Origin of the sequence: Nostoc sp. (genome assembly GCF_036917575.1) — a bacterium.
Lineage (GTDB): Bacteria > Cyanobacteriota > Cyanobacteriia > Cyanobacteriales > Nostocaceae > Nostoc.
In genome coordinates this window covers 102,819-115,688 of the sequence record NZ_JBALDC010000104.1, presented here as the reverse complement: position 1 = coordinate 115,688, position 12,870 = coordinate 102,819, and the positions used below count along the sequence as shown (strand labels likewise).

Genomic DNA, 12,870 nt, shown 5'->3' with positions numbered 1-12,870 from the left:
GAAAGGGGAAAGGGAACTGGGTTTGGGATTTAAAACCTTTCCCCCTGCCCCTTATCCCCAGAGGGGGCCCCACCTTCCCCCTTACCCAATAAAGAGCTTTCGTCACGAAAGCGAACTATTAGTCATTAGTCAAGAGTTAAAAATTCTTCCCCTGCTCCCCTGCCCTCTTTCCCCCCTCCCGATCCCCAAACAGTATTTTGGGCAACAAATTGCACTCCTAACGTGATATTGGTATTATCAGCGACTCAATCTCTATCTATCAGTAAACAAGCATTATGGGTTTTGCAGACCTATCGATCGCAGAGATAGCAGCCGACTACAGCATTCCTGTAGAACAAGTGTTTTCTCTGTGCAACCAACTGGGAATCGCCTACAAACACCAAAAGACCCGTTTGGCGTTAGAAGATGCAAAGGCAATTATTTCCCAAATATCGTCTGAAATACGCCCCAAAGGTACTAACGACTTGGTGGGTGATCACGAAGTCCCCTGAAGGGTTATCTCAGAACTTTCGCTAATAACTGATAGCTAATGATAAAAAACCATGAGTCATTAGCAATTAGCAGCTTGGAGATTGAGAATCGCGTTCTTAGCTGTGTTGAGCGTCAAAATCTTTAAGAGGAAACATGTTTATAAGACTAATTGGCGTTGTTGTGGCTACTGTTTTACTTTCGTTTCAGTTGATTGTCGGTAGCGCGACAGCAGTGGAACTGGACAAAGCTACCCGAACAGTGCCATTAAATACTGAGGGTAATACCGTTGTACTCAGCCTTAAACAAGTCAAAGAAGGCAAACGCTTATTTAATTACGCTTGCGCCCAATGTCATGCTGGTGGAGTTACCAAGACAAACCAAAACGTGGGACTCACTCCAGAGGACTTGGCACTAGCAACACCTAACCGTAACAACATTGAAGGTTTAGTAGATTACCTGAAAAATCCCACTACTTACGACGGGGAAGAAGAGATTTCCGAAATACACCCCAGTCTAAAGAGCGCAGATATTTTCACAGCAGTGCGAAATCTGACGGATGATGACTTGGAGGCGATCGCCGGTCATATTCTCTTACAACCTAAAATCGTTGGTACTAAGTGGGGAGGCGGGAAAATCTATTACTAAATCCCAAAGTTGAGTCATTGGGAATAGGGCATTGGGCATTGGGAATAGGGCATTAGAAAGATATTTAGTCCCCATTCCCCATTCCCCATTCCCCATTCCCCATTTACTACTTAGTGGACAGCTTTTGGCAATCATAAATTGCTCTCCATTCTTAAAAAAAATTGATCTATGACAGATTGTCATATTTTGGTGTTGATTTTATTTAAAATGAGAAAGGGAAAAAAATTGTTTGTTAGGAGAGAGCTATGAAATTAATTTCGGCAAGCTGGCGACGCCTTAGTTTAGCTGTGTTGACAATCCTTTTAGTTGTTAGCAGCTTTGCTGTATTTACTCCCAGTGCTTCGGCTGAAACCTACAAGGTGAAATTGGGTAGCGATAAAGGACTGCTAGCATTTGAACCGAAAAAGTTGACCATCAAACCAGGTGACACAATTGAATGGGTGAACAATAAAGTTCCTCCCCATAATGTAGTGTTTGATGCTGCCAAAAACCCCTCTAAGAGCGCTGATCTAGCCAAATCTCTGTCTCATAAGAAGTTGCTCATGAGTCCCGGTCAAAAGGAAACAACCACCTTTGCAGCAGACGCACCTACTGGTGACTACACCTTCTACTGTGAACCGCATCGTGGTGCTGGTATGGTTGGTACAATCACTGTCCAATAGCTAGAAACACCAGCGTTTGACACGAGATGATTACTCAGTGAAATTAGCTCATCGCCACACGCTACACTTCTAGAGAGAGTGACGCACAAAATATACAAATGGCGGTAACGAGTCCTATCCTTTTCTAAGACGCTAAACAATCCGTAGCGATCAAGGAGTGAACTCGTTACCGCCAATTTTGATCAAATTTGACTTAGTTAGGGGTTAATCGCGTTTATACTCTTGCTGGAGGCTTGTTGCGAGGAAATTCTGTTGAGAATACTTTTATTAATTCTACTGTCGGCGATCGCTCTATTCAAATTTACATTCATTAGTCCAGCACTAGCTGCCGAAATATCCAACGGTGCTAAAATTTTCGAGGCTAACTGCGCTTCTTGCCATATAGGTGGCGGTAACATCCTTATTAGCCAGAAAACCTTGAAAAAGGAAGCATTGTCAAAATACCTAGAAAATTACAATCAAGACTCGATCCAGGCAATTATCCACCAAGTGCAAAATGGTAAAAATGCCATGCCTCCCTTTAAAAGCAAGTTAAGTTCAGAGGAGATTTTGGAGGTAGCTAGTTACGTTTTTTACAATGCAGAACAAGGCTGGTAAAGTGTTTATATCATCTAGTTTTTGTGGGGTGAGCATTTGCTTACCTTTAATTACTAGCCAGCTAGATGCTCATCCCAAAACATTGGAGAATTTATTTGTTAAAAATCCCTCAGTACATTTCCTTCTTGGAAGCTTTTAACAAATTTCTAAGTTAAGTATTATCTATGACAAATTAGCGATCGCTTATTCGTCAACTACTAAAAACAATATTTTAAACCCAAAACCCTGATGTAGAGACACCCCAAACTCTTCTCCCAAGCTTGGGAAAGGGACTTAAGGTTGAAAGCTCATTGATTCACGCCAGAAGTCTAATAACTTTAACTCAAGCGTATTGTATTTTAAACAGGACTGACGCAAACAATAGTCGAAAAGAATGATTTTCAGGTAGGTAAAAAGCTCTGAGAGTTCTCCAGAGGAGAACTCTCAGAGTCGCCGCTTGCTTATAAGATGCTGCGAATACGTCTAGATTCATTACCCCTACCTGAATCCAAAATCATCAACAGGTGATTATTTTTCTGAATTAGACTTTTGTCTGTTTTCCTTGACTTCGCGTAACCGTTCTACTAATTTTTTATCCGATTCAGCAGCAAACGTAGACTGGCCCTGATTGATTTTCGGCAACAAGAAGGGTTCAGAAGTAGTAACTGCCGATGAAGGCGTAAACTGGTTATTTTTAATTTGCAGTTCAGATAATGGTTTGGGAGTAGCTGCTGGTGTAGTTAATGGTTTAAAAGTACCTGTTGGTGAGGACGTAGGGGGGTTATTTCTGATTTGTAAATTAGGTAATGGTTTAAAAGTAGCTGCTGATGAGGGGGTAATCAAATTGTTATTGATTCCCGGTGCAGATAATGACGAGGGCTTTTGCTCTTGATTAATTCCAGTCAGATTGCTCGTAGTGTTTTGGAAACGTAGATTGAATGGATAGGAACTAATCTGTTTATCTCCCTTGGGGGATTGCTTGTTAAAGTATTGCCTTGCTTTTAATTGCAATTCCGGGGAAATTAACTTGTCTTGAAATTTGATATCTAAGACTTTACCATCAGGATCTACAACCAATACACCCAAAACAGCACCTTCAAGATTTGACTTATTCGTGGATAATGTTTGGCGGATGACTGGTTTTTGTTCAGCGTTAGGGTATTGTTGCTGGACTTCCTTTCTCAGATTGGCGTAGGAATCTAGCTGTGCAATTGCCTGTTGAGTTCCCTTCGTCGATAAATCGGCTGTTTGTAGCGTGCTTCCCCTAGTTCCAATTAAAGTACCCCCATTTACTGGAGCTTGTTTTACAGAATTTATCAGCGGGTTTTGAGCAATAGCAGACGATGCATTTGGAATTGGTTGCGTCATTGGCCCAATTGGCACAGAAGTTGTATTTACCTGTGCTGTTTCAATGGGTGTACTGTCAGATAAGATTGGAGGTTGGGCATTCCGCAGAAGATCAGCAGGTATTTGCTGCGACTGCAATTCTGGCAACCTACTTACAGCTAGCGGCTTAGGTGGCTCGTATTTGGCGACGTTCTCACTCACATTCACGCGAGGAACTGGTCGAGAGAATCTGGCGCTGGTATTATATTTAGAAGTGTCAAATTTAGACGCATCAAACCGCAAATTATCACTAGGAATCATCCGCAAAGACTGCTTTGTAGGCAAGGAAGAGACTCGATAGTTATTTGATGATGCTGGTAACGGAGGTAATATCAGCTGACTTGATGGTGATGGCGCTAATGGAGTTAATCCCGGTTGGAGGCTAAAGTTTGGAGCGGCAAGTGGGGCGACAGGAGGTAATTGTTGTAAACCAATTTTGGGTGTGGTTTGCGGCAAACGGTTTTGGTCTACTTGGCTCAATTCCAAAAGTCCAACTGTTTTGGATGATGCTGTTTCTTTAGGCTTGTTAGACTCCATCGGCATCAATGGTACGATCATGGCGATCGCACCGTGGATACCAAGGGAGGCTATAGCTGCTATCCCAATTGGCTGGCTTAAGATTTCTGGTATATTTTTCAGCAGGGAGACGTAAGACATAGCTTTTATCGTTCACTCACTCAGTTGCAGTTGACTAGCGATTTTCTCTTTTCGATATTGCAATATATGCATTCTTCATAAGGAAATAATAACTTCCTCAACTGACAATCAAAACGCTAAAATTGCCATTTATTCAAGTTTTTAATTAATCAATGACGCTCTATCATAAATTTTCAAAATTCGAGCTTGTTAAAGAGATATTTGAAAAATTACTACTTTTGATTTTTTATTGTTATGACGCACACAATTAAAATTAATATCTAGGAGTCTTATAGAGTTTAAGTAAACGCACAAGTTTGAAGGCATCAAAACATCTGCCAAAGTTACCTTGTTTTTTCTACTGTTTCTCAGTCAACAAGGCTTTTGTAACATATTACACACGTGCTTATCTTGGACTGGCCCCTATTTTAAAATACTACCACATCGGCAGGATCTCAAACTGTTGCAAGTTGCACAATTTTATTGACATTCTAACTTTAAAACCCACCGAAGCTATTGGTTTTTCTTTAAGGAGTGAGTCAGACGATCGCAATTCTAGCTCCTGAATCAGAACTACTTTTTCAAAAAAACATTCAAAATTTCAAATGCCGTTACCGACAGTTATTTTACCTGGATATTTAGAAAGTGCGATCGCTTATCGCCAGCTAGAACAATCCCTACAAAAGTTAGATTTTCCCACAGTTACAGTACCATTACGAAGGCGTGACTGGCTCCCCACTTTGGGAGGAAGACCTGTAACCCTGATTCTGCAACAACTCGATTACACAATCAAGCATATATTAGAGCAACATAATGCTACTCAAATTAACTTAATTGGTCACTCAGCTGGAGGTTGGATATCTCGCATCTACATGGGAGAAAAGCCCTATTTATCACGCGGTGATGTCAAGCCATTTCTCTGCCAAGGGCATCCTTTGGTTGCTACTCTGATCACCTTGGGTACACCTCATATCAGCCAAGAACGCTGGACACGCTCCAATCTAGATTTTGTCACCAATAACTACCCAGGAGCTTTTTACAAAAATGTTCGTTACGTTTGTGTAGCTGGCAAAACTATCTTTGGGGAAAGGCGGCCTGGTAGTTGGTTAGCTTACAGTAGTTACCAATTAACCTGTGGAAAGGGCAATACTTGGGGAGATGGCATTACACCCATTGAAGCTGCTCATTTAGAGGGGGCAGAAAATCTGGTGATTGAAGGCGTGAAGCATTCTCCCAGAAGTCCTGGAATTTGGTATGGCTCACCAGAACCCTTAAAAGCTTGGGTGCAATATTTGTTTTAAAAAACTTTATCAAGAAAGAATTCAGGAGTCAGGAGCCAGAATTCAGCATGAATTCTGTACGACTGACGAATGAATCAAGGGGTTTAAGACCCCCACTAAATCGTTCGCGCAACGTCTCTGAAAGAGAAGATTTATTGGTCAACAAGAAAGTGGTGGGTCTAAATCCTCCACTAATCGATTCTGAATTCTTCTTCAATTTTATATAATAAAAGTAACATTTATTAAAATTTCTTAGTTAAAATCGTAACAAGAATAAATATTTACTTAAGAACAGGAGGGGTGAGCTATGCAAAGCACCCAGTTCGATAAAATTTTGCGACGAATAGCGACGATATTATCAGTCGTGATTTTGACTCTGTGTTTAATTTATATCTCTACCGGAATTTTGCTTTCTTTTTACTATGAACCGACAGCAGGCGGAGCTTATAACTCATTGAAAATGATTAATACACAACTGGCATACGGCTGGTTGTTTTGGAGAGCGCATGATATTGCTGGTAATGCGGTAATTGCGATCGCCTTAATTCAAATTGTGGTGATGTTTTTAGGTCGGCAATTTCGCAAGAGTTGGCTAGCTGCTTGGATTAGTGTGATTTTGTTAACCCTGAGTGCGATCGGGCTGGATTGGACAGCGATGATTTTAGATTGGACTCAGGAAGGTTACTGGCGTTTTAGCATTGAGCTAGGAACTGTTGAAGCCATTCCTTTGATTGGTGGGCAACTACGCGAAATCTTGACTGGTGGTGGAGCGATTAACACAATTACTGTCGAACACCTTTACACAATCCACAGTTATCTGATTTCGGTAGTAACGCTAATTCTCGCCATAGTACATTTGTCTGCTTTGCTCTGGCAAGAATGGCAAATGTATCAAAAAGCGCCAAAACTAGAAAGCGAATTTATTTCTTCCTAAAGCTAACAAACACTCAAGAGTTAGCAATTCCTCTCCTGCTCCCCTGCCTTATCCCCCAGGAGCCTCACTAATAGAAAGTTGAGATAATTGGGTAAGAGATAAGTCTTCAACCTCTGGTAACTTTTCTAGAGAAAGGGGAGTGGATTGGGTAGCACCAGATAAGCGTTTTAAAAGGCTAGGTCTGGGGTCATGCAACAGATAAATAATCCGATCGCCAATTTCCCAATCTTGGTTAGCTGGTATTACCTGTAAGCGTTCTGCTCGTTCTACCAATAGCGGTATCAACACCCCAGTCTGAATCTTTTCTTGAATGCGATCGCATTGAGTCGAAAACTCCAACTCATCTAGCGTAGTTGTTCCCAATTTCACTCGTCCATCATTCAAATATTCATTCCAAGTTTTAATCGCTAAGTCTGGGATAAAAGCTTGATTAACTTTATTACTAGCCGAGATACTCGCTTGCGGATCGCGGGGAAAAACAGCTAAGACGCGCGGGGGTTTAAACTCCTCAGCTGCTCGTTGAGCCAAAACAAAATTCACCTCACCATTACTTGTCATCGCCAAAAAAGTGCCCATAGAGCCAAGTCCTGCCTCTTCTAAAACAGCAGCATCCAGCCCACTGCTAGCAATAACCTGGAGATTTTGCGCCTCAGCTTGGACAAGACATTCAGGGTCAGTATCAATCATCACCACGTTTTCTCCCCGTTCTTGAAAAAAGCGGGCAATCAAAAGACTCAAAGGATTACAACCGACAATCACTGCTCCAGTTACATCCTTGGAGGTGATTTGCAGCCATTTAGCAACCCAGCCAGCTGTTAGCCCTTGGCAGACAACAGTCATGATAATTGTCAGGAATACTAAAGCTTTAATCGAATCACCGCCGTTAATGCCGCGTTGTGTCAACGAAATCGCAAAAAAAGAAGCTACAGAGGCAGCAACAATTCCTCTTGGAGCCACCCAGCTTAAAAACAGTTTCTGTCGCCAGTTTAAGTCACTGTTCCAGGTACACAAGAGGATATTAATCGGGCGAACGACAAACATTAGTACCAAAACGGTGAATAAACTACCCCAACCCAAAGCAAACACACTCGCAATCGATAAATCAGCAGCTAATAAGATAAATAGCACTGAGACACTGAGAATTGTCAGTTGACCTTTAAAGCTGCGTAACAGACGTTCTTCTGGGACTGAGGAGTTAGCAAAGACTGCTCCTGCAACTACTGTTGTCATGACTCCCGATTCACTGCGGATCATCTGCGATAAGGTAAACAAGCTCCAAAGTATCGCCAACACCACTAAGTTTTTTAGCTCAAATGACAGAAAACTGGCGCGTTTGAAAATCAAACTCATCAGATAACCGCCAGCACCACCAATTGCTGCTCCAACACACAGACGTATAAGTAAACCGACGATCGCATTGATCGGATCAGCATCGCCGTTCAAAATCGTATCGAGGACAACGAAGGCGAGGATAGCCCCTACAGGGTCGATTAAAACCCCTTCTCCTTCCAAAATTGTTGCCACTTGTCGATCTACATTGATTTGTTTGAGCAATGGCCCAACGACGGTTGGGCCTGTCACCACGACTATGGAAGCATAGAGAAAAGCTATGTTCCAGGGAAATTCCCCCAGCCAGTGAGCAGCCATACTCCCGCCAAGCAGGGTGATTAACGTTCCTTGAGTGACGAGCAATTGTAGGCTAACTGAAACTCTACCTAACTCACGCAGATCCAAGTTAAGTCCGCCTTCAAACAAAATGATTGCCGTTGCCAGGGCGACTATAACTTCCAGTCCAGTGCCTAGCGAATGGGGATGCAATAGCCCTATGCCATCAGAGCCAAACAAAATGCCCAATAGCAATAACAAGACGATGCTGGGTACACGAAGGTATGCAGCCAGCACTTGGGCGCTAATGCCTGCAAAGACAGCGATCGCCATCTGTATGGTGATTTCAAAAGATGCTTCCATGTTGTAGATTTTGAGCGATTTATTTCAAAATCTCTTGTAAAAAAACCGTAGATATAAACTCTACAGGGTACAACATCATACCCTTTGTTCCTTGCTATCTTCAGCGTTTTTTAGATATGTGTTGTATACCCCGAAATTCTCAGCGCCCAATGCTGACGCATCCTGCGGCTGATCGCACGAGCATCTACGGACTTTTTTATCTGCCTCCATATCTTTGTATCCTATTTAAGGTTTTGCTTCCACCCAGTTTAGCTGCCAGAAACTTTTTTTGGCAAAACCTGTTGACAAAGACAAGAAAATTCGTTAGCCTATAAAAGGTCTGAGTCCAATGCCCCCATCGTCTAGAGGCCTAGGACACCTCCCTTTCACGGAGGTAACGGGGATTCGAATTCCCCTGGGGGTACTTAACAATAATAAAAAGCAAAAGCTTTTTTGTTTAAAATCTAGCAATAAAAACCATCATCCAAGAATGCACCTGAATGATGGTTTAATTGTTGTTATGAATACGGTTCTTTGCTAGCTAGTTCTTCTACACGTTGGTGAATAGCCAAAAGATTTAACCGCAAATCCTTGCTCAGGCGATTTTCAATAATTCCCACTGGCATAGTGAGTTTAGGCCAAACTTGAATTGTGTAGGACAGATTTGTTCCTAGATACTCACCGAAAGAATAAGGCTCTAAGCACCAGCTACCAGAAAAGCCTTTAAAATCTCCCTCTACCATGCGGAAACTAATTGTTTTAGGGAAGCATTCTTCCAAATCTAAAACTACCCGCGCACAAAAGTTCAAATTCAACAAGCGTTGGGAGCCTACTTGCTCCAGTCGAATTCCACCATTGGGATGCTCGATTAGACAACTCTTGGCAAGGTTGGGGATGAAGTCAGGTAAGGCTTCATAATTTGTCAGAACCTTCCAAATTTGCTCCATTGGGTGAGGAATTTGGATTTTAGCACTGATTTGCCGTTGTCGCTCTGCTATTTTCTCAATTTGAACTTCTACCTTAGCAGGCAAATCCTCCTCTAGGTTGGTGTCATTAGCTAAAGACTGCAAATCAGGGTTCTCTGTTGTGTTCTGTTTTTTAGTCACTTTCAGAATTATGGTTTGCTTTCGTCAGAAAATTGGGGCAAAGTCAAGGTGAAGCAAATTTCGCTCTGTTCAGAATCCGAAATTGGCAGACTTTCAACAGCGATCGCTCCATTCAGATGCTGCACTAAAGACTTGACTAAAGCAAGTCCCAAGCCAGTCCCTGGAGTCCAACGCCCTTTTCCCCGACGGAACTTATCAAAAATGTAGGTCGCTTCTTCTTCAGAGATGGCGCGTCCTGTATTCGTCACCTTTATGATAACTTGATCGATTTGTCGATCAACTCGGTGAGCAGCTTCAAGGTGGACTATTGTATCAGGCACTGAGTATTTACAGACATTCGTTAGTAATTCTTGCAGGATGCGGTCAAAGCTCTCTAGTTCAGTTTGCAATTTGAGCGATTCCTCCGGCAAATCTACAGAAATATTTAATCCTTTTTCGCCAAGTTTTTTCTCAAAAGATGCTGCTATATCCTGAATTCTAGTATTTAAATCTATAGATTCTAGTTGCGGGGCTTCGTGAGGCGACTCTAGCTTTTGCAGGGTCAATAAGTCATTAATCAAGTTGATTTCCTTTGAACATTCTTGTTCAAGAATATCCAGATATTTAGCCTGACGCTCTGGTGCGATTCCTGGCAAACGCAAGTTTTTTATTGACATCAGCATATTTGTCAAAGGGTAGCGTAGGCGATCGCTCATGTTACTCATAAATTCATCTTTGAGTTCATTGAGTTTTCGCAGCTGCTCGACATACTGCCGTGTTCTTTCATGCAATTTCGCTTGGAGTTCCAAACTACTCTGGAGTTTCGCCGTCCGTTCATCTACCAAGGTTTGCACTTGGCGCAATGTCTGTGACTGGATTATGGCATTACTCACTTGAGCGCAAACCATTTCCACAAGATTTAATTCTGCTGGTTGCCAACTGCGAATCACAGATTGCTGTAGCACCAAGAATCCTAAAATTTTACCTTGACTCTCCAATGGCACTAAAAGTACCGCAGGCAATTTTTCTACTGCAAAGAATGGAGCAGCTGTCAAGGTTTCATTTTGGTTTGTATAGTCATCGAAGATTACTGGTTTTCCAGAATCCATGAAGGCACGCTGGCATAAACCACAGTCTGAAATCAAGAAAGACTGAGCTGAAGTATCTAGTTGACTAGTGCCAGAATTTTGTGTTTCTTTAGCCCATTGAGCAATCACAGTAGCTTTCGCTTTCGGGATTTGTTTTTTAGCTTGAGTCTTAAATAATGGATCTGTATATTTTAGTAATATAAGCAAACCCCGATCTGCCTGTAGAGATTCGGCTGTCGAGGCGATAACTAATTGGAGCATTTGATTGAGCTCCAAGTTGCTACGACTTAATAGAGTTAATTGCTTGATCAAGTTTTGATGCTGCTTGCTCTTTTCCAGGGACTGCTCTTGATGAGTAATTTGTTGAGCTTGTGCTACTCCAGAAAAAGCGATCGCGCAAGCCGACTCCACTTCTTTGAGCAATTGTTTTTCTGATTCACTCCATTCATAAGGTTGGAATTTAATCAGATTAATCACTCCATTATTATTGCCACCAAACCGAGTGGGAATTGCCAAAACCGCTTTTATCGGTAGTGGTAAATATTGACACCCAACTACCAGACTGTTCTGAATTATGGAAATGTCTTCAATAGTTAATGGTTGGGCAGCACATTGCAGCACTGGCGAGTGCATAAGCAACTGTTCCATCGAAAACATTTCTTCTGGGTGTGGTAACCCTAGATACTCATCAGCACACCAATTAGTAGTAGTTGCTTCGTCTGATGTTTCATCCGCTACTGAAACCAAGCAGCAGCAATCTACTTGAAAAGCAACTCCTAGCAATTGGGCAATCTCTTGCAGCATCAAAGCCGTAGCAGAGTTATTAGCAATGATTTGGTTAATCTTTTGTACCAACTCGCGGGCAGGTTCTTCCTGATGCTGCATCAGCTTGACTTGGTAAGGTTGTAGTCGGTCTATGTCATCTACGTAATGTGGCGGCGATGAGAAAGGCTTTTTCATTTCTGGCACGCCCTCGGATAATAACCCCATTGTTCTTGCACCCAACCTCTTGGCATATTCTTCACCGTTAGTTGTGTTGCTACACCTTGATAATTAACAAATTTTGTATGAATACTTTCTCTCACCTGTTATAGCCCTTTTCTATCTCAGATGGCCAAATTCCCCTATGTCAAGCAAATTGCTACATTGTTACATAAGTAATAGAATACTTAAGATATCCTATAAATGATTAAGTTAGCTTATTTTTAACTGCTTTATCTTGAAATAATTCACTAACTTTATCTTGTCTGTAAGTATACACAAACCGTAATTTCTCTGGAATTACAGCAAAATTAACTTTTTTAAAGCGTAAAATTACGTAACTTGCTTTATAAAGCTTTATTACATTTATTGAAAAAAGTAGTGAGTTTAACAAGCTACTCTTTGATCTCCGTAACTCTCAGTAAAATATCAATAAAAGTGAAGGAGACACGAGGAGGTTGCTCTTGCTCTGTATGCTTCTCTTCTCTACATAGAGCTTGCGCCAACGAGACGCAATTGCGTTCAGACCTACACTGATAGTGTAACGATGGTAACGAGTTCGTAAGCGTCTTGTTTCCAACTTGTGACAGAGATTTAGAGTAGAGCTTAAATTCTTGCTGATCAGATGTCACAGTAGTTCTTGCCAAATTTTGAATGCAGCCGAGTTATTTTTACTAATAACTCGGCTGCATTCGTCTGAATATAAAACTAAACCACATCTATTTTGAGAACTATACTTTTTAAACTAGTAAGAGTATTTTGTACCCCCTGCTGTTAGTAGCGGGCTTTTCAGCCCGCCCTACTCCAGGTTTCAAAATGGACGAAGTTTATCCAGCCAAACTCTCGACACTCAGAGGAACCATGTCGCCATTCCTCGTCAGTCCTAACAACATCGGTTCTTGGGGTTGAATTAGTTGACCTGTAAGTACACAGCGTTCTTCTTGCTGAGCTGTGGCAGCTATGCTAGCTCGAATGTCGGATCGCGAAAATCGAGGCTTCCACTCACCTGATTTTTGCTGGACATAATTCCAAAGGATATCTCGGATCAAAGCTTGATATCCCTGATTCCCAGCTATTTCTTTGAGCTTGTCTTTGAGTTCCCGCTCTAAGCGAATGCTGGTAACTTCCATATCGGTGGTTGGGGTGCGAGCGATCGTATGCATCAGTTTTTCTCCTTGA

General features: G+C 41.9%; 11 protein-coding genes and 1 tRNA gene. 7 read left to right on the top strand and 5 right to left on the bottom strand.

The window, feature by feature from the left end; translation table 11 throughout:
* Positions 1–275 precede the first annotated feature (275 nt).
* From V7K79_RS29675 to petJ, 4 genes are all read left to right on the top strand, one after another.
* The gene (locus V7K79_RS29675; RefSeq protein ID WP_334910231.1) at positions 276–491 is read left to right on the top strand and encodes a hypothetical protein; all 216 of its coding nucleotides are present in this window, start codon (positions 276–278) and stop codon (positions 489–491) included.
* 133 nt (positions 492–624) lie between these two features.
* Positions 625–1,116 carry a photosystem II cytochrome c-550 gene (gene psbV, locus V7K79_RS29670; protein ID WP_335053069.1) on the top strand — a complete coding sequence of 164 codons (492 nt, stop codon included), beginning with the start codon at positions 625–627 and terminating at the stop codon, positions 1,114–1,116.
* A 245-nt stretch (positions 1,117–1,361) separates the two neighbouring features.
* Positions 1,362–1,778 carry a plastocyanin gene (petE, locus tag V7K79_RS29665; RefSeq protein WP_335053067.1) on the top strand — a complete coding sequence of 139 codons (417 nt, stop codon included), beginning with the start codon at positions 1,362–1,364 and terminating at the stop codon, positions 1,776–1,778.
* A 252-nt stretch (positions 1,779–2,030) separates the two neighbouring features.
* Positions 2,031–2,375, top strand: coding sequence for a cytochrome c6 PetJ (gene petJ / locus V7K79_RS29660; RefSeq protein WP_335053065.1), 345 nt, complete (start codon positions 2,031–2,033; stop codon positions 2,373–2,375).
* 507 nt (positions 2,376–2,882) lie between these two features.
* On the opposite strand, the gene V7K79_RS29655 is transcribed toward petJ, so the two are convergent.
* Positions 2,883–4,397, bottom strand: a complete 1,515-nt coding sequence (locus tag V7K79_RS29655; RefSeq protein ID WP_335053063.1) for a hypothetical protein — start codon at positions 4,395–4,397, stop codon at positions 2,883–2,885.
* A gap of 584 nt (positions 4,398–4,981) precedes the next feature.
* Between V7K79_RS29655 and V7K79_RS29650 the strand changes: the two genes are divergently transcribed.
* Both V7K79_RS29650 and V7K79_RS29645 read left to right on the top strand, forming a co-directional pair.
* On the top strand, positions 4,982–5,677 hold the full coding sequence (locus tag V7K79_RS29650) for an esterase/lipase family protein (RefSeq protein WP_335053061.1): 696 nt from the start codon (positions 4,982–4,984) through the stop codon (positions 5,675–5,677).
* A gap of 286 nt (positions 5,678–5,963) precedes the next feature.
* Positions 5,964–6,590, top strand: coding sequence for a cytochrome b N-terminal domain-containing protein (locus tag V7K79_RS29645; RefSeq protein ID WP_335053059.1), 627 nt, complete (start codon positions 5,964–5,966; stop codon positions 6,588–6,590).
* Between the two features lie 48 nt (positions 6,591–6,638).
* Here V7K79_RS29645 and V7K79_RS29640 read toward each other — a convergent pair whose 3' ends face one another.
* On the bottom strand, positions 6,639–8,558 hold the full coding sequence (locus tag V7K79_RS29640; protein WP_335053057.1) for a cation:proton antiporter: 1,920 nt from the start codon (positions 8,556–8,558) through the stop codon (positions 6,639–6,641).
* A gap of 330 nt (positions 8,559–8,888) precedes the next feature.
* On the opposite strand from V7K79_RS29640, the gene V7K79_RS29635 reads away from it, so the two are divergent.
* Positions 8,889–8,961, top strand: a tRNA-Glu gene (locus V7K79_RS29635).
* Positions 8,962–9,055: 94 nt separating this feature from the next.
* Here V7K79_RS29635 and V7K79_RS29630 read toward each other — a convergent pair.
* The 3 genes from V7K79_RS29630 to V7K79_RS29620 all read right to left on the bottom strand — a co-directional run bounded on the left by V7K79_RS29630 (position 9,056) and on the right by V7K79_RS29620 (position 12,854).
* Positions 9,056–9,643 (bottom strand): SRPBCC family protein, encoded by a 588-nt coding sequence (locus V7K79_RS29630; RefSeq protein ID WP_335053055.1) that lies wholly within the window; start codon positions 9,641–9,643, stop codon positions 9,056–9,058.
* 8 nt (positions 9,644–9,651) lie between these two features.
* Positions 9,652–11,700: a GAF domain-containing sensor histidine kinase gene (locus tag V7K79_RS29625; RefSeq protein WP_335053054.1), complete on the bottom strand. Its 2,049-nt coding sequence runs from the start codon at positions 11,698–11,700 to the stop codon at positions 9,652–9,654.
* 818 nt (positions 11,701–12,518) lie between these two features.
* The gene (locus V7K79_RS29620; protein ID WP_094347436.1) at positions 12,519–12,854 is read right to left on the bottom strand and encodes a hypothetical protein; all 336 of its coding nucleotides are present in this window, start codon (positions 12,852–12,854) and stop codon (positions 12,519–12,521) included.
* Positions 12,855–12,870 lie beyond the last annotated feature (16 nt).

Excerpts from the sequence above, each read along its gene's own strand:
- V7K79_RS29625 (WP_335053054.1), bottom strand. The coding sequence starts at position 11,700 with ATGGGGTTATTATCCGAGGGCGTGCCAGAAATGAAAAAGCCTTTCTCA.
- petE (WP_335053067.1), top strand. The coding sequence starts at position 1,362 with ATGAAATTAATTTCGGCAAGCTGGCGACGCCTTAGTTTAGCTGTGTTG.
- V7K79_RS29620 (WP_094347436.1), bottom strand. The coding sequence starts at position 12,854 with ATGCATACGATCGCTCGCACCCCAACCACCGATATGGAAGTTACCAGC.
- V7K79_RS29675 (WP_334910231.1), top strand. The coding sequence starts at position 276 with ATGGGTTTTGCAGACCTATCGATCGCAGAGATAGCAGCCGACTACAGC.
- psbV (WP_335053069.1), top strand. The coding sequence starts at position 625 with ATGTTTATAAGACTAATTGGCGTTGTTGTGGCTACTGTTTTACTTTCG.
- V7K79_RS29645 (WP_335053059.1), top strand. The coding sequence starts at position 5,964 with ATGCAAAGCACCCAGTTCGATAAAATTTTGCGACGAATAGCGACGATA.
- V7K79_RS29655 (WP_335053063.1), bottom strand. The coding sequence starts at position 4,397 with ATGTCTTACGTCTCCCTGCTGAAAAATATACCAGAAATCTTAAGCCAG.
- V7K79_RS29640 (WP_335053057.1), bottom strand. The coding sequence starts at position 8,558 with ATGGAAGCATCTTTTGAAATCACCATACAGATGGCGATCGCTGTCTTT.
- V7K79_RS29650 (WP_335053061.1), top strand. The coding sequence starts at position 4,982 with ATGCCGTTACCGACAGTTATTTTACCTGGATATTTAGAAAGTGCGATC.